Genomic DNA, 20,171 nt, shown 5'->3' on the forward strand with positions numbered 1-20,171 from the left:
GAACGTCGTGAAACTAGAGGTTCGAGGAATCGAAGAGGGACAACCGGTCCCGGAAAAATTCGCGTTTGGCGTCTTCAGCGAACAGGACCATATGAGCTTCGGCCCCAATCGCAACCCGGAGCTGGTGTGGGAAGACGCTCCGGAGGGCACGAAAAGCTTTGTGGTGATCATGTTTGATCCGGACGTCCCCAGTGTTGCCGAGGACGTCAACCAGGAGGGCAAGACGGTCTCCAAAGATCTGCCGCGGGTGGATTTCTTTCACTGGCTGTTGGTGGACATTCCCGCCAATGTCAGTCGCATTCCCGAAGGCGAGGACAGTGACGGTGTCAGCCCCAAGGGGAAAGAGCCGGGTCCTGCCGCGTTCGGTGTGCGTGGTGTGAACAATTACACCCAGTTCCTGGCGGGTAATCCGGATATGGCCGGAACCTACGGTGGATACGACGGGCCATGCCCGCCGTGGAACGATGAGCTGCTGCATCACTACCACTACGAGGTTCATGCCCTGGATGTCGAAACTCTCGGCCTGAGCGGTGAGTTTGATGGCAACGCTGTCCGCGATGCCATGGCCGGACACGTGCTGGCCAGCGCCCGGGTGACCGGAACCTACACGCTCAACCCTGACCTGCGGTCATGACGGCAGAGGCCCGTTAGCGGTCTTCGGTGATCAGCTGCTCGAAGCTGGTCACCTCTCCCGGTTTGTCCGGCGCGTAACCCGGTACCTGCTCAAGCTGTTCACGGAAGGCGCGGGTTTGTACCACGCGGATAAGGTCGGCGAGATCGTCGTCAGGTAATCCGTTTTTTTTGCAGAGAAGCAGGTAGTGCTCGCTGGTCAGGGCGATGAACTCAAGGCCAAACTGACGGGCGGCAGCTTCCACCCCGAAACCGACGTCGGCCATCCCCGAGGCGACGAATGCCGCAACCGCGGTGTGCGTGAGCTCTTCCTGGGGCATCCGGTTGATGTCCCCTTCCCCAAGCCCTTCCCTTTCCAGCAGAAGGTTGAGGAGGATCCGGCTGCCCGAATGCCGGTCCCGGCCAATGAATCTCGCCTGCGTTGCCACCAAATCCGGCAGGGACTGAACAGAGCCGGCCAGTTCGGGTCGCATCATCAGGCCTTCCTGCCGGGTGACCAGCCGGATCAGCTGATAATCCTGGCCCTCAAGGTGGTGTTGGTAGTGCTCTAGTATCTTCTCGGCCAACGCCGGGCAGGTGGGGAAGTGAAAGCTGGCCATGTCGCAGTCGCCCCGCTGAAGTGCCGCCAGGGCCTCGTCCGGATTGCGAAACTGCAGATTGATTTCCAGTTGTTCTGAAATGTCCGGCAGCAAGGAGACGGCATAGCCGTGGCTGGCATGGATGCGGAGCACCCGATGGGCACCGGCAAGAATCTGCTGTATCTCGTCATTGAATTCCGAGGCCATGCTTGCAATCTGGGGCTCGAGGCGAGCCTTCACCCGTTGGTCAGCCCACAGCAGCTTTTCCCCAAGGGCAGACAACTGCGTGCCCTGGCCTTTTCGCATTTCGACCAGTGGCACACCAAAGAAATCCGTACCACGATTAAGGAGGTTCCACGCGTGCCGGTAGGAGATGTTGTTGGTGCGGGCCGCCGCGGTGAGCTTGCCGCTCTCCCGGATGCTTTCCAGCAGCCTGAAAAGTACCGGCTCGAACCATTCGTTGTGATCTGTCCGGAACAGCAGGGAGGGGACAATGTTGAGCTTCTTCCTATGCATTCTGATTCATATTCCGAGTGGCTGGTCAGAGTGGTACTGTGCGATTTATAGGGTAACAGAACAAAAATAGGTAGGAACAATAATGCATATTTTGAAGCAGGCCCGGGCCATTCTGGATGCCCATCGGCATCAGCCTGGTGCTCTTCTGCCGATCCTGCACGCCATTCAGGACAGACTGGGATATATCCCCCCCGAAACGGTTCCCCTGATTGCCGATGCCCTGCAACAGACCCGCGCCGAAGTGCATGGCGTGATCAGCTTTTACCATCACTTCCGAACGACCCCGCCGGGCAGCCATGTCGTTCAGCTGTGCCGCGCCGAAGCCTGCCAGGCAATGGGCGGACGGGCACTGGAACAGCATGTGCGTCAGCGACTGGCTGTGGACTATCACCAGACCACGACAGATCGTGAGATCACCCTGGAGCCGGTCTATTGTCTCGGCAACTGCGCCTGCGCGCCCTCCATTCGAGTGGATGACAGCATCCATGGCCGGATGACCCCGGAAAAATTCGACCGACTGGCGGAACAACTCACCACGTCGACGCTCGAACTGGAATAGGGGCCGACAATGACGACAAAAATTTATGTACCCTGTGATACCACCGCGTTGTCCCTCGGTGCAGATCAAGTCGCGAGGCTGATTGAACAGAAGGCGGCCGAACAGGGCGTCGACATCACGGTGATCCGTAATGGCTCTCGCGGTCTGTGCTGGCTGGAGCCTCTGGTTGAGGTGGACGCTGGCCAGGGGCGTGTGGCCTATGGCCCTGTCGAACCTGACGACGTTGCCGGCCTGATCGGCGCCGGGTTGCTGGACGGCCAGTCGGGGCATGAGCGGTGCCTCGGCAATATCGAAGAACATTCCTACCTGAAACGGCAGCAGCGACTGACCTTCGCCCGTATCGGACTTACCGACCCGTTATCGGTGGACGATTATCGTAGCCATGGCGGTTTCGAGGGTCTGGCCCGCGCTGCGGCCATGGAACCGCAAGGCATCGTCGATGAGGTGAAAACCTCGGGCCTGCGTGGCCGTGGCGGAGCCGCCTTCCCGACCGCCATCAAGTGGCAGACCGTGCACGATCAGCCCAGGCAGCAGCAAAAATACATCGTCTGCAACGCCGATGAAGGGGATTCCGGCACCTTTGCTGACCGTCTGGTGATGGAATGCGATCCATACATGCTGATCGAAGGCATGGCCATCGCCGGCATGGCGGTGGGTGCTACGCAGGGCTATATCTATCTGCGTTCGGAATACCCGGTCGCCCATCGGATGCTCAATGAGGCCATCGCCCGGGCCGAGGCGGCGGGTTATCTCGGTGACGATGTCTTTGGCAGCGGCCGAGCCTTTCACCTGGAGGTCCGGCTTGGTGCCGGCGCCTACATCTGTGGCGAGGAAACTTCCCTGCTGGAAAGCCTCGAGGGCAAGCGCGGGCTGGTGCGGGCAAAACCGCCGCTACCGGCGATTGTCGGCCTTTTCGGCCAGCCCACGGTGGTCAACAACGTGCTGTCCCTGGCGGCGGTGCCGTTCATTATGGCCAAAGGTGGTGAGGCCTACGCCAACTATGGCATGGGCCGTTCCCGGGGCACCCTGCCGGTTCAGCTGGCGGGCAATATTCGCCGCGGCGGGCTGATCGAACTGGCCTTCGGCGTTCCGCTCAAAGAGCTGCTGGAAGATTTTGGCGACGGTACCGCCACCGGTCGGCCCATGAAGGCGGTGCAGGTGGGAGGCCCCCTGATGGCCTACCTGCCGGAAAGCCAGTGGGGTACCCCCTTGGATTACGAGGCCTTTGCCGAACTCGGGGCCGGTATCGGCCATGGCGGTGTGGTGGTGTTTGACGATTCCGTGGACATGGGCGAGCAGGCCCGGTTCGCCATGGAGTTCTGCACCGTTGAATCCTGCGGTAAGTGCACGCCTTGCCGGATTGGCTCAGTGCGTGGTGTGGAGGTGATTGATCGTATTCGATCTGGTGAGAACCGGGAGGCCAATCTGGGCCTGCTGGAAGACCTGTGTGACACCATGGTGGATGGGTCGCTCTGTGCCATGGGAGGGATGACCCCTTTCCCGGTGCAGAGTGTGATCAAACATTTCCCGGACGACCTGGCGGGTTGACCGAATCGAGTGGAGGCACATCATGCTGCAATATTTTGATCCCGGAAAACCCGCCCTGAAGCCGGACCTGGATTACGGCACACCGCCGGCAACGTCGGAAAACACTGTCTCACTGTCCATCGATGGGTATGACATCGAGGTGCCGGAAGGCACATCCGTGCTGCGGGCCGCGACCCTGCTGGGTATCCAGATTCCCAAACTCTGTGCCTCTGATAACCTCGAGGCCTTCGGTTCCTGTCGGCTGTGCGCGGTGGAAATAGAAGGCCGACGGGGTTATCCGGCTTCCTGTACGACGCCGGTGGCCGACGGTATGGCGGTCACCACCCAGAACGGCAAGTTGGCGAAGCTGCGCCGGAACATCATGGAGCTGTACATCTCCGACCACCCCCTGGATTGCCTTACCTGCCCGGCCAACGGCGATTGTGAGCTGCAGGACATGGCTGGCGCGGTAGGCTTGCGGGAGGTGCGTTACGGCTTTGAGGGTGAAAACCATCTGGCTGCCGAAACCGACGATTCCAACCCCTATTTCAGCTTTGATCCAAGCAAGTGCATTGTCTGCTCACGCTGTGTGCGGGCGTGTGAAGAGGTTCAGGGTACGTTTGCCCTGACCATCGAAGGACGTGGTTTTGACTCGAAGGTGTCCGCTGGCCAGAGTGAGCCGTTTATGGATTCCGAGTGCGTGTCCTGCGGCGCCTGTGTGCAGAGCTGCCCCACCTCGACGCTGATGGAAAAGAGCGTGATTGACGCCGGCCAGCCAGAGCACAGCGTGGTGACCACCTGTGCCTACTGCGGCGTCGGCTGTTCCTTCAAGGCAGAAATGAAGGGAGGCCAGCTGATACGGATGGTGCCGTACAAGGGCGGAGACGCCAACCATGGCCATGCCTGTGTGAAAGGCCGGTTCGCGTTCGGCTATGCCACCCACAAGGATCGCATCTGTGAGCCCATGATCCGGGAATCCATCGAAGAGCCCTGGCGCGCGGTGTCCTGGGACGAAGCCATTCATTTTGCCGCGAACAGACTGAAGGAAACCCAGAGCAGATACGGTCGCGAAAGCATCGGCGGAATCACCTCTTCCCGCTGCACCAACGAGGAAACCTACCTGGTGCAGAAGTTGATCCGAGCGGCGTTCGGCAACAACAATACCGACACCTGTGCCCGGGTCTGCCATTCCCCCACCGGGTACGGTCTGAAGACCACGCTGGGCGAATCTGCCGGCACCCAGACCTTTGACTCGGTGATGGAAGCCGACACCATCGTGGTCATCGGCGCCAACCCCACCGATGCCCACCCGGTTTTCGGCTCCCAGGTTCGCCGGCGGCTGCGGGAAGGCGCGAAACTGATCGTGATTGATCCACGCCGGATTGATCTGCTGAAAACGCCCCACGGCGGTGAGGCCATCCATCTGCCCCTGCGGCCGGGCACCAACGTGGCCATGGTGAACGCCCTCGCACACGTGATTGTGTCCGAAGGCCTGGAAGACAAAGCCTTTATCGAACAACGGTGTGACCAGACACAATACACCGCCTGGCGCGAGTTTATTCAGGAGGAACGTCATTCCCCCGAAGCCATGGAAGCGGTGACCGGTGTGCCGGCAGATCTGGTACGGCAGGCGGCTCGTGCCTATGCCGCGAACGGCAATGGCGCGATCTATTACGGTCTTGGCGTCACCGAGCACAGCCAGGGCTCCACCATGGTGATGGGCATTGCCAACCTGGCGATGGCCACCGGCAATCTTGGCCGTGAGGGTGTGGGGGTGAACCCGCTAAGGGGCCAGAACAACGTGCAGGGTTCCTGCGACATGGGGTCTTTCCCCCATGAACTGCCGGGGTACCAGCATGTGGGCGATGCCGCCGTCCGCGCCCGCTTCAGTGACGTCTGGGGCGTGGCTATCGACGACGAGCCGGGCCTGCGCATTCCCAACATGTTCGATGCCGCCATCGCCGGAACGTTCAAAGGCCTGTATGTGCAGGGTGAGGACATTGCTCAGTCCGATCCCAATACCCAGCATGTCGAGGCTGCCCTGACGGCACTCGACTGCCTGATCGTTCAGGACATCTTCCTCAACGAAACCGCCAAGTACGCTCACGTACTGCTGCCGGGATCCACCTTCCTGGAGAAGGACGGCACCTTCACCAACGCCGAACGCCGTATCAATCGTGTACGCAAAGTGATGGCACCGGTTGCCGGGCTGGCGGACTGGGAAGTCACCATGGCGCTCTCCAATGCCCTGGGTTACCCCATGAACTACCGGCACCCGTCGGAAATCATGGACGAAATTGCCCTGCTGACTCCGACCTTCGCCGGCGTCAGCTATGACAAGCTGGAGCGACTGGGCAGTATCCAGTGGCCCTGCAACGATGAGCATCCGGAAGGCTCGCCGACCATGCATGAGGTGGACTTCCCCATCGGCAAGGGCCGGTTTGCCGTCACCGAGTATGTGGCCACCGAGGAGCGGACGAACCGGAAATTCCCGCTGGTGCTGACGACCGGTCGGATCCTCAGTCAGTACAACGTCGGTGCCCAGACCCGGCGTACCGAGAACGAACGCTGGCATGAGGAAGACCTGCTGGAAATCCACCCCAGTGATGCCGAATTGCGAGGCATCCATGATGGCGACTGGCTGGGTATCTCCAGCCGCGTTGGCCGAACGGTGCTGCGGGCGAAGGTCAGTGAACGCATGCTGCCGGGGGTGGTTTACACCACCTTCCACCATCCGGGCAGCGGCGCTAACGTGATCACCACCGACAGCTCGGACTGGGCCACCAACTGCCCCGAGTATAAGGTGACGGCGGTGCAGGTGGAGAAGGTGTCGCAGCCATCCCGCTGGCAGCGTCATTTCGAGGACTTCGATGAGCGTCAGCACGAGCTGTTGGAGCCGGCCATGCATGGGAGGGCACCCGACGATGTTAGCGCGCTCAAATAGCCCTGAGTCCGGCAGTGACCGCTCTGATCACGGGCAGGATCTGCCCGCGGCAACCGTGAAAGTCCCGGTGGAAGTGCATGGACGTGTTGACCACGCGGAGATGATCGATGTGATTGCCGAAGAAGTCCCGGTGGCCTTGGTCTACAACGGCATATCCCATGTGGTGATGATGGCGACGCCTGACGACCTGGAAGACCTTGCCCTCGGGTTCAGCCTGACAGAGGGCATCCTGGAGCGCCCCGATCAGTTGTTTGGTGTGGAGACCCGTTCCCGGGGCGAGGGCATCGAAGTGACCATGCACATCGCAGGGGATCGTTTCGCCGAGCTGAAAATGCGCCGTCGTAACCTCACGGGCCGAACCGGTTGCGGGCTTTGCGGGGCCGATTCCCTGGAGCAGGCCATCCGCCCGGTCGGCAAGGTGCCCTTCGGCTTCAGGCCTGATGACGGGGCAGTACAGACCGCCGTGGACCACCTCCGCGACCACCAGCCATTGCAGGCCCAGACCGGGGCAACCCACGGCGCGGCCTGGTGTTCGCCGGCAGGGGAGGTTCTGATGGTCCGGGAAGACGTGGGCCGTCATAACGCGTTGGACAAGCTGATCGGAGCGCGCATCCGGGAAACCGGCGAAAGCGCTTTTGCCAACGGTTTTGCCCTGGTGTCGAGCCGCGCCAGTTACGAGATGGTGCAGAAAAGCGCCAATGCCGGGATTGGTTGCCTGGTGGCTGTGTCGGCACCGACGGCGATGGCCATCCGCGAAGCTGAAAAAGCCGGCCTGACCCTGATCGGCTTCGCCCGTCCCGGTCGCCATGTAACCTACACCCGAGGCCTTGCAAGGCCGGTATCCGTTTGAGGAGTGACGACGTTGAGCGATGACCAGCTTCACCACCTGATCACCATGGTTAACCAGATCAGTGCCAATCTGCATCATGCCGGCAGCGAGGATGAGGCTGCCGGGGCTGTGGCCGGCCATCTGAAGAAGTTCTGGGCCCGCAGTATGAAGCAGATGATCATCGACTACGCGGAACAGGATGGCAGTGAGCTGTCGGAGTTGTCGCGTAAGGCTGTGGCCTCATTACAAAAGCCGGCGGAAACTACCTGATCCCGATTGCATTCTCGATCACCCACAAGCGGTCCTGGCCCCAGCAACTGACATGGCCATAACGAAAGCTGGGAACACCCCAAAGGCCGCACTCATACATGGCCTTGCGGTTGTCTTCGGCCCAGTCACGCCAGCTTTCATCGTTGAGCAGGGGCTTTGCAGCCTGCCAGTTGAGTCCGGCACGTTTGACAATCACTTTCAGGCCGGCATCGGTCTCAGAGCGGATCCCCTCGGCATTGACCGCCCGGGCATAGGTGCGCATGTAGTCGATTTCGCGACCTTGTGAGCGGGCGTATTCGAACAGGGCATAGCAGCGTTCCACCCCGGAGCCGAGCGGATCAGCGACAAAACCGTAGGGGATGCCCAGTTTGTTGGCTTCCCTTTTTGTATCGTGAAAGATGTACCACTTTTTCGCATCGGGCACGGATTGCCCCCTCATCAGCATGGGCAGGACCGGTCGAAGCTTGACAGGAATATTCCAGGCGTTGGCAAGCTGTATGGCGCGCTCCAGGCCCAGATACGAGTAGGGGCTGCGTATCGAGAAGAACACCTCGAGAGGCACGTGGCCCGCCGGGTGGTCGTCAGGCAATGGGGTAGCTTTACGGCTCAGATCCGCCCATGTCCGGGTGAAAATGCGCGCATTTGCAGCGTTCCGGTTCCGCCCCTGCCGGCTAAGACTTTGCTCCAGATGATCCAGCCGGTCCACGCCCCAGAACCAGTCACCCAGATACCAGACCATGCTGCCCTGATAATGCCCGAGTCGTCGGAGTAGAGCGTCATTCCTGGATAACCTTTCCTCATCCGGCTTTCCGACCTCCACGACTCCCGAGGTTGAGCCCCAGAGCGTCTTGAATACACCCAGAGCTGTTGTCAGCGCGTCCGGGGTTTGCTCGGCTTTCAGCAGGCGCGCGGTGGCTGCGTTCAGTTCCGATTGAGCGGGTGCGGTTGGCCGGTCAGGTGCGGTGAAGCCATACAGGGCCGATAGCCTTGACGCATCCTGCTGAGCCCATTCGCGCCAGAGTTCCGGCTCGGGAAACATCTCATCGTCCAGTCGCCAAACGGTGTGGATCCGGAAACGTACGCCGTAGTTCTCCTGCAGCTGGATCAGGCCCTCCAACAAGGGCAGTCCGAAAGGATCGCGGGGATTGATAAAGACGAGGGCCAGGTCCTGCTCTCCCCGGATGCGTGAGCGAGCGCGTTGAATCGTGTGCCGAACGCGATAGACGGTGTTGCTGGATATCGTCCGAGCCAGCCAGGGCATCAAATCCGCCTTCGTGAGTCTGAGCATGATTATCCTTATTGTTATTTTGGCACTGGGAGCACAAAGAGTAACCAAACTGTCGTGCCAGTGTCACCGGCCTGTCACCGGGGATTGCCAAGGTGGGTTCAGGAACCCTCATACAGGTCCTGAGAGACGGGGAGGCACCGTGCGACAGTATCGCAGCGTATTCATTTCCGATGTTCACCTGGGCACGGCCGATTGCCAGGCCGAGTATCTGCTGGATTTCCTGGAGAACGTTCAGTGCGAAACCCTTTACCTGGTCGGCGATATCGTTGACTTGATTGCCATGCAACGGCGCGCGCACTTTCCCGAAACCCACCACCGGGTGATCCAGAAGCTGATTGATCTGGCAGGCAGTGGGGTCCGGGTTGTCTATGTTCCCGGTAACCATGATGAGTTCTTCCGTCGTTTCAGTGGCCAGACCATTTCCGGTATCGAGATCCTTGAAAAGACCGCGCACACCACAGCAGACGGCCGCCAGTTTCTGGTATGCCATGGCGACCAGTTTGATCAGGTGGTGCGTTGCAGTCCGCTGATGTTGCTGGTGGGCGACCGGGCTCACGGACTGCTGTTGCGATTGAACCGCTGGTTCAATGCGCTCCGCAGATTGCAGGGTAAGCCCTACTGGTCGCTGGCGGCCTGGATCAAGAGCCGGATCGGCCGCGCCAGAACCTTTATCCGCCGATTTGAGCTGGCCGCGCTGACGGCTGCGGAGAAGGGGCGTTACGACGGGTTTATCTGCGGCCACATCCACTCTGCGGGCTTCCTGAGAAGCGACGAGGGGCTCTATTGCAACGACGGCGACTGGGTCGAACACTGCACGGCTCTGGTGGAAGGCGAGGACGGCAAGTTTCAGCTGCTGCACTGGTCTGAAGCGCCGGCTATCCTGGCTTCCGAGCCCGAATCCCCGAACCCGGGCCTTTCGGGCGATGCCCGCCCGGTTCTGGATCCCCTGCCTGCGGCCTTTGTGGAGCAGGTGAATCGACTGGCAAGCTAGGCTTGCCAGTCCTACCTCCTTCCAGCAACCTGCTGTCTTTCTGAAGTATTTTTCCTTTCGCCATAGACATTTCATCGCTTTTACCGTCAATGTATTCCCAAAATTCCTCGCCGGGGAACTGTCCGATAACGCCTTTCGTATCTGCCTGCCGGCGGGTTTTTCCGGTCATCCCCGGGATGAGTTAGGGGAGAGTTAGGGGAGAGTTAGGCAAGGTTTATAACTTTGTGACAACTCGCCGGAGAATCCGGGCTAACCTCGAAACTGACTGGATTATTTTGTAACAAATGCCTGGTTCGTGTGTTTAAGGCAGCAACACACTGTTGACGGAGACGTGCATGAAAACGGGAAAGCTGGTTCTGATTACGGTGATCGCGATAGCGGTCATTGCGTTCTGGGGCCTCGGAGGCACTGAATGGCTGACTCTGGATGCCCTGAAGCAGAACCGTCAGGCGCTGGATCAATGGATCGGTGGGCACCTGCTTGTGGCCCTGGCGGCGTTTGGTGCTGCCTATGTGCTCGTTACGGCCTTGTCGCTACCGGGAGCGGCTGTGATGACGCTGGCGGGTGGTGCCTTCTTCGGAAATGCCTATGGCCTCGTGGTCGTGTCCCTGGCGTCCACCCTGGGTGCTTCGGTTGCTTTTCTGGTGGCCCGTTTCCTCCTTCGTGACACCCTTCGGGATAAATACCGGGAAACGATTGCGCGCATTGATCGTGGCATCCACAAGGACGGTGCCTTCTACCTCGCAACATTGCGCCTCGTGCCCGTATTCCCCTTCTTCCTGATCAATCTCACCATGGGTCTGACCGGCATGCGCCTCTGGACTTACGCCTGGGTGAGCTGGCTGGCGATGCTGCCGGGTACGTTCGTGTACGTGAACGCCGGTACCCAGTTGGGGCAAATTGAAGCCCTTGGGGATATCGTCTCCGGCGATCTGCTGCTGTCTTTTGCTCTGCTCGGCGTCTTTCCGATCATCGCCAAGTTTATTGTCGGATTTTTGAAGCGCCGAAAAGTCTATGCTGGGTGGAGGAAGCCCGATCGCTTCGATTACAACATGATCGTGATTGGCGGTGGTTCGGCGGGACTGGTTTCTGCCTACATCGCCGCTGCGGTAAAAGCAAAGGTGGCGTTGGTGGAAAAGGATCGGATGGGTGGGGACTGTCTGAACACTGGCTGTGTTCCCTCCAAGGCGCTGATCCGAAGTGCTCGGGCTGCCGATACGTTCCGCCATGGCGATCGTTATGGCCTGGAATCGGTTCCGGTAAAAGGTTCGTTCCGCAAGATCATGGAGCGGGTCCAGTCGGTGATTGCCAAAGTGGAGCCTCACGATTCGCCGGAGCGCTATCAGCAGTTGGGTGTGGACTGCATCCAGGGCGAAGCGAGTTTCGTATCTCCCTGGGAGGTTGAGATTAAACATGGGGATGGCCGCGTGGAGCGCCTGACGGCACGCAGCATTGTGATCGCAACGGGCGGAAAACCGGCATTGCCACCGGTTCCCGGCCTTGCGGATATGAACCCGCTCACGTCCGAGAACCTGTGGTCCCTGCGGGATCAACCGCAACGTCTGCTGGTACTGGGCGGCGGTCCCATTGGCAGTGAACTGGCCCATGCCTTTGCCCGCCTGGGATCGATGGTAACCCAGGTAGAGCGGACGGAGCGGATTCTGGGTCGTGAAGACGACGATGTGTCGGCGCAGGTCATGAAGCAGTTCGAAGCGGACGGTATTGATCTGCGCCTGGAGCACGCCGCAACCGAGTTCCGCCTGGAAGACGGGGAGAAGGTCGCCTACTGCGAGCACAAGGGCGAGCAGGTCCGGATTCCCTTTGACCAAGTGCTGGTTGCGGTCGGACGTGCCGCGAACACGTCCGGACTGGGACTTGAGAAGGTCAACATAGAGACCCTGCCCAATGGCACTGTGCCTGTGGAGGAGGACATGAGTGTGCGCTATCCGAATGTCTTTGCCTGTGGCGACGTGGCCGGTCCTTATCAGTTCACACACGCGGCGGCGCATCAGGCCTGGTACGCCGCTGTGAACGGACTGTTCGGTCAGTTCAAACGGTTCCGGGTGGACTACCGGGTGATGCCCTGGGTCACCTTTACCTCGCCCGAAGTGGCGCGGGTAGGACTGAGTGAAGCGGAGGCTCGGGAACAAGGGGTTGCCTACGAGGTGACCCGCTACGGCCTCGATGATCTGGACCGGGCGATTGCGGAGAGTGAAGACTACGGCTTCATCAAGGTGCTGACGCCGCCAGGCAAGGACCGGATCCTCGGTGCCGTGGTCGTGGGTAATCATGCCGGGGAAATCCTGGCCGAATTCACCCTGGCGATGAAACACGGCCTGGGGCTCAACAAGATACTGGGCACCATTCACCCCTACCCGACCTGGAATGAATCAGCGAAATACGCAGCAGGGGAATGGAAACGGGCGCACGCCCCGGAGGGTGTGCTGAACCTGCTGGAAAAACTGCATGGCTGGCGGCGCGGAAAGGCCTCCAGGCCGAATAACTGAATAGGAGCGGATATGCCCCTGGTTGACCTACCCAAACAGGACGCGAAACGCATACCGGCGGTGGAGGTTCTGGAACCCAGAGCCCGTGACAGCTGGACTCACACCCGCGACGGTGATCCCCGGGGATACATCGAGGCGGACAAGCTCAGGGAGTTGTGGATTCACACTGGCACGGCCTGCAATCTGGCTTGTCCCTTCTGCCTGGAAGGTTCTCATCCCGGTGATGGGCGTATTCCAGGGATGAAACTCAGTGACGTGAAGCCGTTCATCCACGAAGCGGTGGAGATGGGCGTAGAACAGTTCAGCTTCACCGGCGGCGAGCCCTTCGTGATCCGGGACTTTGTGAACATCCTCGATTACGCCAGTCAGCACCGGCCCTGCTTTGTGCTGACCAACGCCACCGATCCACTGCTCAAGCGTCGGCATCAGGTTCTGCCGCTGTTGGATAATCCCTACTCGATCCATTTCCGTGTCAGCCTGGATTTCCCGGATGCTGCCCGCCACGACAAAGATCGCGGTGACGGCAGTTTCGAGTTGGCCCTTGAAGGCATCGCGTGGCTGGTTGAGCAGGGCTTCAAGGTTTCCATTGCCCGCCAGACAGACCCTGGGGAAAACCCGGAAGACGTTGAAAATGCCTTCCGGGCCATCTTCCGTGATCGCGGTATTCCGGAAACTCTGGCGTTCACGGCCTTTCCCGATCTGGGGACGCCGGGAACCGATGACGGCAGCCCGGAGATTACCGAGACCTGTATGGAGAAGTACCCCACGAAAGAATCCCGGTCTCACTTTATGTGCACGTACACGCGGATGCTGGTGAAGAAAGATGACCGGGTGCGGGTGTATGCCTGCACGCTGGTGGATGACGATCCGCAGTATGACCTTGGGGGGACGCTGGCGGAGAGTATGGACGAGCGGATTATGTTGCGGCATCACAGGTGTTTTGCCTGTTATCGGTTTGGGGCTAGTTGTTCGGCGCCTGGGTGATTGTTGCTGGGGGGATGGTTAGCGTCTGTAGGACTGAGAGAGGTGCGGTTGGCGGCCTGTGGGTGGGGAATTTATTTCCTTGGAAAAAATAACTCGCTGCGCTCAGACATCTTTTTTCTGGCGGAAATAAATTCCCCACCCACAGACCGCGGAGACGGCTTTGCTATTCGCAGGGCTTGAATGAGCAGGGACTTGTCGGGGACAGCAAGCAGTGAGGTTAATCAGGGGGTGGCAGGTTGCGGCGCAAAAAATGTGGAGCGCCACGGACGGCGCGACCAAGCCCCCCATGGATGGGTTCACGGGCGTTTTTTTGCGCCGCAACCTGCCACCACCGATAACTCCAGAGTCACAACAACGGGCATAAGCCCCGGAACAACAAAACAAAGAGAACGAATAGGAAACGACGATGAACTTTACTGAAGCCTCCCTGTTCTGGGGATTTCTCGTGGTCTACGGCGTGGTGATGTATGCCCTGTCGCCCCGTAGCCGAAATGCGAATTCGTTCTATAAGGGGGCGGATGATCAGGGCAATCCGGTGGGCCAGTGGTCGTTGACGGCCAGTATTTTTATCAGCTGGATCTTTGCCAAGTCGGTTACCAATGCCGCCAACCTGGGCGCGGCTTACGGGGTTGTCGGCGGGTTGGCCTATGCCAGTTACTGGCTGTCGATTCCGGTGGCGGGTTACATCATCTACCTGATTCGGACTCAGACCGGGGCGAGGAGCCTGCAGGAGTTTCTGACGTCGCGGTTTGGACGCCTGGCGGCGCTGTCATTTGCGGCGGCGATTCTGATCCGCTTGTACAACGAGGTCTGGAGCAACACCGCGGTGGTTGGTGGCTACTTCGGGCTGCCGGGTGAATGGGAGTACTACGCCGCAGCGATGCTGTTTACCGTGTTTACACTGGCCTACAGCCTCAAGGGCGGTCTGCGGTCGTCGATCTTTACCGATGTCATTCAGGCGTTTGTGTTCGTGTTCTTTGTCGGGGCGGTGCTGTTCCTGATTGTGCCGGCGAACGATACCAGCGCCCTGCTGAGTAACGGTGAGTTCCGACTCGATGCCGGGTTTGATCTCCTGCTGGTGGCGCTGCTGCAGCTGTTCAGTTATCCGTTCCACGATCCGGTACTGACCGATCGGGGCTTCGTAAACAAAGAAAAGACCATGCTCAAGAGCTTCGTCGTCGCCGGCCTGCTTGGCTTTGTGGCGGTGTTTATCTTCAGTCTGGTGGGGGTTCATGCTCGGCTCAATGGCATCGAGGCCATGGGCAATGCGCCGGCTGCGGTTGGGCAGTCGCTGGGGTTGGCGGCGTTGTTCTTCATGAGTGTGGTGATGATGACGTCTGCCGGCTCCACGCTTGATTCAACCTTTACCTCCCTGGCCAAGTCCCTGGCGGTGGATTTGCCGCGGCTGGCGCAGCGGGCGAAGGACAAGTTGCCGAGCATGCGCGTGGGTGCAGTGGTGATGGTCGTGTTTGCCCTGCTGGGTAACCTGCCGATGTTTGCCGGTACCGACATTCTCAAGGCCACCACGATTTCCGGCACCATGGTGATGGGGCTGGCGCCGGTGTTCCTGTTCTACAGCTTTACCCGCTGGTCGCCCTGGAGTTTTCACCTCAGCTTCTGGACCGGCATCGGGCTGGGAATTCTGCTGGCGACCGGCCTGATTCCGGACAGCTGGGCCATTGGCGAGGGCAAATACGCCATGTTGTTGGGCGTGAATGCCTATGGCTTCCTGATTTGCAGTGCCGGATTCTTCCTGCCGCTTGTGGTGCGCCGGCTGGCCGGCCGTTCACTGGCGGCGGGCGAGATCTGAGTTGTCCGCTATGACCGAAGGCCGCAGTTGTCCACTCGCGTACCGCTATGAGCCGGCCAGCCTCTGCAAGAACCCGGAGCCGGTTACCGAGGATGTGCTCTACATTGTCGGTGGCCTTTATGGCAATCCGCTGGCGTTGGATGAGATCGAGCGTATGGCGGTCGCAGAGGAGCAGGCCGGGCGCCGGGTCCGGTTGGTGTTCAACGGTGATTTTAACTGGTTTAACGCCAGTGACGAGCTGTTCCGGGACATCAACGACCGGGTTCTGGCTCATACTGCCAGTCTCGGCAATGTGGAGTATGAACTGGCTGATGCCAGTGATGGTGCCGGTTGTGGCTGTGCCTATCCCGAGTTCGTCGATCAGGCCGTGGTGGAGCGGTCCAACCGCATCATGGAGCGACTGCAGTCCACTGCAAACCAGTACCCGGATATTCAGGAGCGTCTGGCAGCGTTACCACGCTACCGTTGCCTGATGTTTGGAGGCCTAAAGATTCTGGTTCTGCATGGGGATCCTGAATCCCTTGCCGGGTGGGGGTTGGCCCATGAATCCTTTAGTACTGGAAACGATTCTGACGTCAGGCGTTGGCTGGCCGCCACAGGAGCGGACGTCATTGCCTGTACCCACACCTGCCTGCCTGTACTCTGGGCAACGGCCACTGAAACCCCCTCCGGCGTGGTGGTGAACAACGGATCTGCCGGCATGGGGAATCTGAAAGGTGATCGTCGAGGTCTGATAACGCGAATCGCCGCCGGGCCATCGCCCGAGGTGGCGGTAGCCCGCCAAGAAGTCTCGGGACTGGCGGTTTCTCTGGTGCCGGTGGCCTTTGATGGGGCCGCCTGGCTGGCGTGTTTCGACCAGCTCTGGCCGGCTGGTAGCGATGCTTCGGAGTCTTATCGCCATCGTATTATCAGCGGCACGGCGCTGGCGCCAGAACAGGTGATGTTTCCTTCCAAAAATTCATGAAGCTGTCACTGGCGGATGCTTCAATTCAAACTATTCTTAAGTTGTCGGGGCGGGTGTGTTGCCGTGCACGGAATGACCGCAGCTTGAAATATATTTTGTGGTCTATATAATTCAGCACTAACTTTTGAAGCGAATTGATCACGTTATGACATCTGAAGGTTCGAATACCACCGCCATCACCCTACGCACACCCACGAAGGATGATGGCTTCAGGCTTAACCAGCTGGTGGCTGAATGCCCGCCGCTGGACCCCAACTCGATTTACTGCAACCTACTGCAGTGCAGCCACTTTGCCGAAACCGGCGTGGCCGCGGAGAAGGAAGGCGATCTGGTCGGCTTTATCTCCGGATACATCCCTCCCCAACAGCCCGAGACCGTTTTTGTCTGGCAGGTGGCGGTTCACGAGAAAGGTCGTGGACAGGGCCTCGCCAAGCGGATGCTGAATGAGATTGTTTCCCGTGATGCCTGCAAGGATGTCACGCACATGGAAACAACCATCACCGCAGACAACGAGGCCTCCTGGGCGCTGTTCCGCTCATTCGCCCGTGACATGGGAGCCGAGCTCACCTATCACGAGTACTTCGAGAAAGACGCCCACTTCGGCGGGAAGCACGATTCCGAGTTCCTGCTGCGTATCGGGCCTTTCAAGAAGCCTGTCTGAGAGCCCTGAATTCACGATCAGACATCGTGAGTGACGACTGTGAATTGGACTAGCCGGCAAGCCACCCGAGGTGGGCTTGCTATCAAGGCTTAAACCAACGCACGGCGGGCTTGTCGCGACCGAAACGTTTTACCGACAGGCTGCCGCGCATCTACCTCGAACCTGACATGCTAAGAGGCAAGACAATGGAAATTTTCAAGTCTACTGAATCCGAAGTACGTGTTTATTCCCGTGCCTTCCCGGTGATTTTTAACCGCGCCAAGAACGCGCATCTGTACACCGAAGATGGCAAGGAATACCTGGACTTTCTGGCCGGTGCCGGTTCCCTGAACTACGGCCACAACAACGATATTCTCAAAAAAGCCCTGATCGAATACATCGAATCGGACGGCGTCAGCCAGGGCCTGGACCTGTTCACCACCGCCAAGCATGACTTCATGGAATCCTACAAGAAGTACATCCTTGAGCCCCGTGGCCTGAACTACAAGATGCAGTTTACCGGCCCGACCGGTACCAACTGTGTGGAAGCAGCCATGAAGCTGGCGCGGAAGGTGAAAGGCCGTACCGGCATCATCTCCTTCACCAATGGCTTCCACGGCGTGACCACTGGTGCTGTCGCGGCAACTGGTAACAAGCATCACCGTGGTGGTGTGGGTATGCCGCTGAACAACGTGGATTTCATGTTCTATGACGGCTACCTGGGTGAAGACGTCGACACCCTGAAGATCATGGACAAAGTGCTGTCCGACAGCTCCTCCGGTGTTGAACTGCCGGCGGCGGTGATTGTTGAGGCGGTTCAGGGTGAAGGTGGCCTGAACGCTGCCCGCGCTGAATGGCTCAAGGGTCTGTCCGAGCTCTGCAAGAAGCACGATATCCTGTTGATTCTGGATGACATCCAGGCGGGTAACGGTCGTACCGGCGAGTTCTTCAGCTTCGAATTTGCTGGCATCAAGCCGGACATCGTGACGGTATCCAAGTCCCTGAGTGGCTACGGACTGCCGATGGCACTGGTACTGTTCAAGCCGGAGCTGGACGTTTGGGAGTCGGGTGAGCACAACGGTACCTTCCGTGGGAACAACATGGCGTTTGTTACCGCGCGCGCTGCCGTCGAGAACTACTGGAAGGACGATGCCTTTGCCAACGAGGTCAAGGCCAAGACCAAGGTACTGGGCGATGCCCTGCAGGCCATCTGCGACAAGTATCCGGGCGAGTTCCACGTCAAGGGTCGCGGCCTGATGCGCGGTATCGAGGCGAAAAACGCCGACCTGACCGGTGACATCACCAGCCGTGCTTTCGAGAAAGGCCTGATCATCGAGACCAGTGGCCCGAACGATGAAGTCATCAAATGCCTGATGCCGCTGACCACCAGCGAGGAAGACCTGAAGAAGGGTGTTGCCCTGCTGGCGGCAAGCGTCGACGAAATCATGCAGGAGGGAGTCAGCGAGGCGTCCTGAGACGCCCGCGGTTCCGGGACATTCATTCTGCAGGATAGCGAAGGCAAACCTATGACTACTGCACAGCATACCGTCGAGAAGATCGGCGGTACTTCCATGAGCAATTACGAGGCCGTGCGCGACAACATTGTTGTTGGCAGTCGCAGCAAGGACGACCTCTATCAGCGCATCTTCGTGGTGTCCGCCTATGGCGGCGTCACCAACGAGCTGCTGGAACACAAAAAGACCGGCGAGCCGGGTGTTTACGCCCTGTTTGCCGATGCCGAATCCGACTGGGCCTGGGGGGACGATCTCACCAAGCTGGTGAAGTTCCTCACCGATATCAACGGTGAGCTGTTCGAAGATCCCATGCTCAAACAGCAGGCTGACCAGTTCATCACCGATCGCATTGAGGGTGTACGCGGCTGCCTGATCGATCTGCAGCGTCTGTGCTCCTATGGCCAGTTCCAGCTGGAAGAGCATCTGCTGACCGTTCGCGAAATGCTGGCGGGTATCGGCGAAGCCCACAGTGCGTTCAACACCGCACTGAAGCTCCAGCAAGAGGGCATCAATGCGCGTTTCGTCGACCTGACAGGCTGGCGCGATGCCGAATTGCTGCCGCTGGACGAAAAGCTTCAGCAGGCCTTTGATGCCGTTGATCTGAGCCGCGAACTACCGATCTGCACCGGCTATGCCCAGTGCAAGGAAGGTCTGATGCGGACGTTCGACCGTGGCTACAGCGAAATGACCTTCAGCCGGGTGGCGGTGATCACTAATGCCCGCGAAGCGATTATCCACAAGGAGTATCACCTGAGCTCCGCCGATCCCAACATCGTGGGCGAGGACAAGGTGGTGCCGTTGGGTCGCACCAATTACGACGTGGCTGATCAACTGGCCAACCTGGGGATGGAAGCCATTCACCCCCGTGCCGGTAAGGGGTTGCGTCAGAACGAGATCCCGCTGCGGGTGATGAACACCTTCGAGCCGGAGCACACCGGTACCCTGATCACCGGCGATTACGTCAGTGAGATGGCTCAGGTGGAAATCATTGCCGGTGCCAAGGGTGTGTTTGCCATCGAGGTGTTTGATCAGGACATGCAGGGTGAGCCGGGTTCGGACCGCAAGATCCTGGATGTGTTGAGCCGCTTCAAGGTGCGCTTCATGTCCAAGGACACCAACGCCAACACCATTACCCACTACGTGGATACCACGCTCAAGCACGTGAAACGCGTGGTCAAGGCGCTTGAGGAAGCTTTTCCCAACGCCGAGATCGGTACCCGTAAGGTGGCTCTGGTGTCTGCCATTGGCAGTGACATGAAGGTGCCGGGTATCCTGGCGCGTTCGGTGAAATCGCTGGCGGACAGAGACATCAGTGTACTGGCCATTCATCAGTGCATGCGTCAGGTGGATATCCAGTTCGTGATTGATGAAGACCACTATGAAAGCGCCATCAGCGCTCTGCATGGAGCACTGATTGAGCCGCATAATCACGAGTACGCCATCGTGGCGGCATCCATCGAGTAAACGGGTTACCGGCGGGCGGAACCGGTCGCTCTGCCTGCTGGTAATGGAGGTCGTCTTGCCTCCAGATCGGGGCATCCGGCTGGTCTTGTCCAGCCGGATGCCACCCGATCACCTTCCTGAAAACATTGCGTTTTGCACTTCTTCCCTCCATGCCGT

The 20,171-nt window shown here is 59.4% G+C and carries 16 protein-coding genes; 14 read left to right on the forward strand and 2 right to left on the reverse strand.

The annotated features are described in order from the left end of the window. Nucleotides 1-7: 7 nt before the first annotated feature. Nucleotides 8-634 (forward strand): YbhB/YbcL family Raf kinase inhibitor-like protein, encoded by a 627-nt coding sequence (locus D777_RS14375; protein WP_036133589.1) that lies wholly within the window; start codon nt 8-10, stop codon nt 632-634. A gap of 13 nt (nt 635-647) precedes the next feature. Here D777_RS14375 and D777_RS14380 read toward each other — a convergent pair whose 3' ends face one another. Beyond that, nucleotides 648-1,724 (reverse strand): substrate-binding domain-containing protein, encoded by a 1,077-nt coding sequence (locus D777_RS14380; RefSeq protein ID WP_036133593.1) that lies wholly within the window; start codon nt 1,722-1,724, stop codon nt 648-650. A gap of 82 nt (nt 1,725-1,806) precedes the next feature. Between D777_RS14380 and D777_RS14385 the strand changes: the two genes are divergently transcribed. From D777_RS14385 to D777_RS14405, 5 genes are read left to right on the forward strand one after another with little or no spacing between them, the layout of a single operon-like run. Next, entirely contained in the window at nt 1,807-2,283 is a 477-nt protein-coding gene (locus D777_RS14385) for a formate dehydrogenase subunit gamma (RefSeq protein WP_036133595.1), read from the forward strand. Between the two features lie 9 nt (nt 2,284-2,292). After that, nucleotides 2,293-3,831 (forward strand): formate dehydrogenase beta subunit, encoded by a 1,539-nt coding sequence (locus D777_RS14390; RefSeq protein ID WP_036133598.1) that lies wholly within the window; start codon nt 2,293-2,295, stop codon nt 3,829-3,831. Between the two features lie 22 nt (nt 3,832-3,853). Continuing rightward, a complete protein-coding gene (fdhF, locus tag D777_RS14395; protein ID WP_036133602.1) occupies nt 3,854-6,754 on the forward strand; it encodes a formate dehydrogenase subunit alpha in 2,901 nt (966 codons plus the stop codon). Beyond that, entirely contained in the window at nt 6,735-7,604 is an 870-nt protein-coding gene (gene fdhD / locus D777_RS14400; protein ID WP_051669126.1) for a formate dehydrogenase accessory sulfurtransferase FdhD, read from the forward strand. The genes fdhF and fdhD overlap by 20 nt, the downstream gene beginning before the upstream one ends. Nucleotides 7,605-7,616: 12 nt before the next feature. After that, nucleotides 7,617-7,853, forward strand: coding sequence for a formate dehydrogenase subunit delta (locus D777_RS14405; RefSeq protein WP_036133604.1), 237 nt, complete (start codon nt 7,617-7,619; stop codon nt 7,851-7,853). On the opposite strand, the gene D777_RS14410 is transcribed toward D777_RS14405, so the two are convergent. Further along, nucleotides 7,846-9,141: a DsbA family protein gene (locus D777_RS14410; protein ID WP_036133607.1), complete on the reverse strand. Its 1,296-nt coding sequence runs from the start codon at nt 9,139-9,141 to the stop codon at nt 7,846-7,848. The two genes, D777_RS14405 and D777_RS14410, sit on opposite strands and share 8 nt — an antisense overlap. A gap of 139 nt (nt 9,142-9,280) precedes the next feature. On the opposite strand from D777_RS14410, the gene D777_RS14415 reads away from it, so the two are divergent. The 8 genes from D777_RS14415 to D777_RS14450 all read left to right on the forward strand — a co-directional run bounded on the left by D777_RS14415 (nt 9,281) and on the right by D777_RS14450 (nt 20,015). After that, a complete protein-coding gene (locus D777_RS14415) occupies nt 9,281-10,132 on the forward strand; it encodes a UDP-2,3-diacylglucosamine diphosphatase (RefSeq protein ID WP_036133610.1) in 852 nt (283 codons plus the stop codon). A 335-nt stretch (nt 10,133-10,467) separates the two neighbouring features. After that, the gene (locus D777_RS14420) at nt 10,468-12,639 is read left to right on the forward strand and encodes an FAD-dependent oxidoreductase (RefSeq protein WP_036133612.1); all 2,172 of its coding nucleotides are present in this window, start codon (nt 10,468-10,470) and stop codon (nt 12,637-12,639) included. A gap of 12 nt (nt 12,640-12,651) precedes the next feature. Continuing rightward, nucleotides 12,652-13,623, forward strand: coding sequence for a radical SAM protein (locus D777_RS14425; RefSeq protein ID WP_036133614.1), 972 nt, complete (start codon nt 12,652-12,654; stop codon nt 13,621-13,623). 406 nt (nt 13,624-14,029) lie between these two features. After that, complete coding sequence (locus tag D777_RS14430) at nt 14,030-15,433, forward strand: sodium:solute symporter family transporter (protein ID WP_036133617.1); 1,404 nt, start codon at nt 14,030-14,032, stop codon at nt 15,431-15,433. A 10-nt stretch (nt 15,434-15,443) separates the two neighbouring features. Beyond that, complete coding sequence (locus D777_RS14435; RefSeq protein WP_036133620.1) at nt 15,444-16,397, forward strand: hypothetical protein; 954 nt, start codon at nt 15,444-15,446, stop codon at nt 16,395-16,397. Between the two features lie 145 nt (nt 16,398-16,542). After that, complete coding sequence (ectA, locus tag D777_RS14440) at nt 16,543-17,058, forward strand: diaminobutyrate acetyltransferase (protein ID WP_036133623.1); 516 nt, start codon at nt 16,543-16,545, stop codon at nt 17,056-17,058. Between the two features lie 185 nt (nt 17,059-17,243). Then, nucleotides 17,244-18,512, forward strand: coding sequence for a diaminobutyrate--2-oxoglutarate transaminase (gene ectB / locus D777_RS14445; protein WP_036133626.1), 1,269 nt, complete (start codon nt 17,244-17,246; stop codon nt 18,510-18,512). A gap of 51 nt (nt 18,513-18,563) precedes the next feature. Beyond that, nucleotides 18,564-20,015: an aspartate kinase gene (locus tag D777_RS14450; protein ID WP_036133628.1), complete on the forward strand. Its 1,452-nt coding sequence runs from the start codon at nt 18,564-18,566 to the stop codon at nt 20,013-20,015. The last annotated feature ends 156 nt before the right edge of the window (nt 20,016-20,171 follow it).

The sequence above is a fragment of the Marinobacter nitratireducens genome (assembly GCF_000708045.1).
Taxonomy (GTDB): domain Bacteria; phylum Pseudomonadota; class Gammaproteobacteria; order Pseudomonadales; family Oleiphilaceae; genus Marinobacter; species Marinobacter nitratireducens.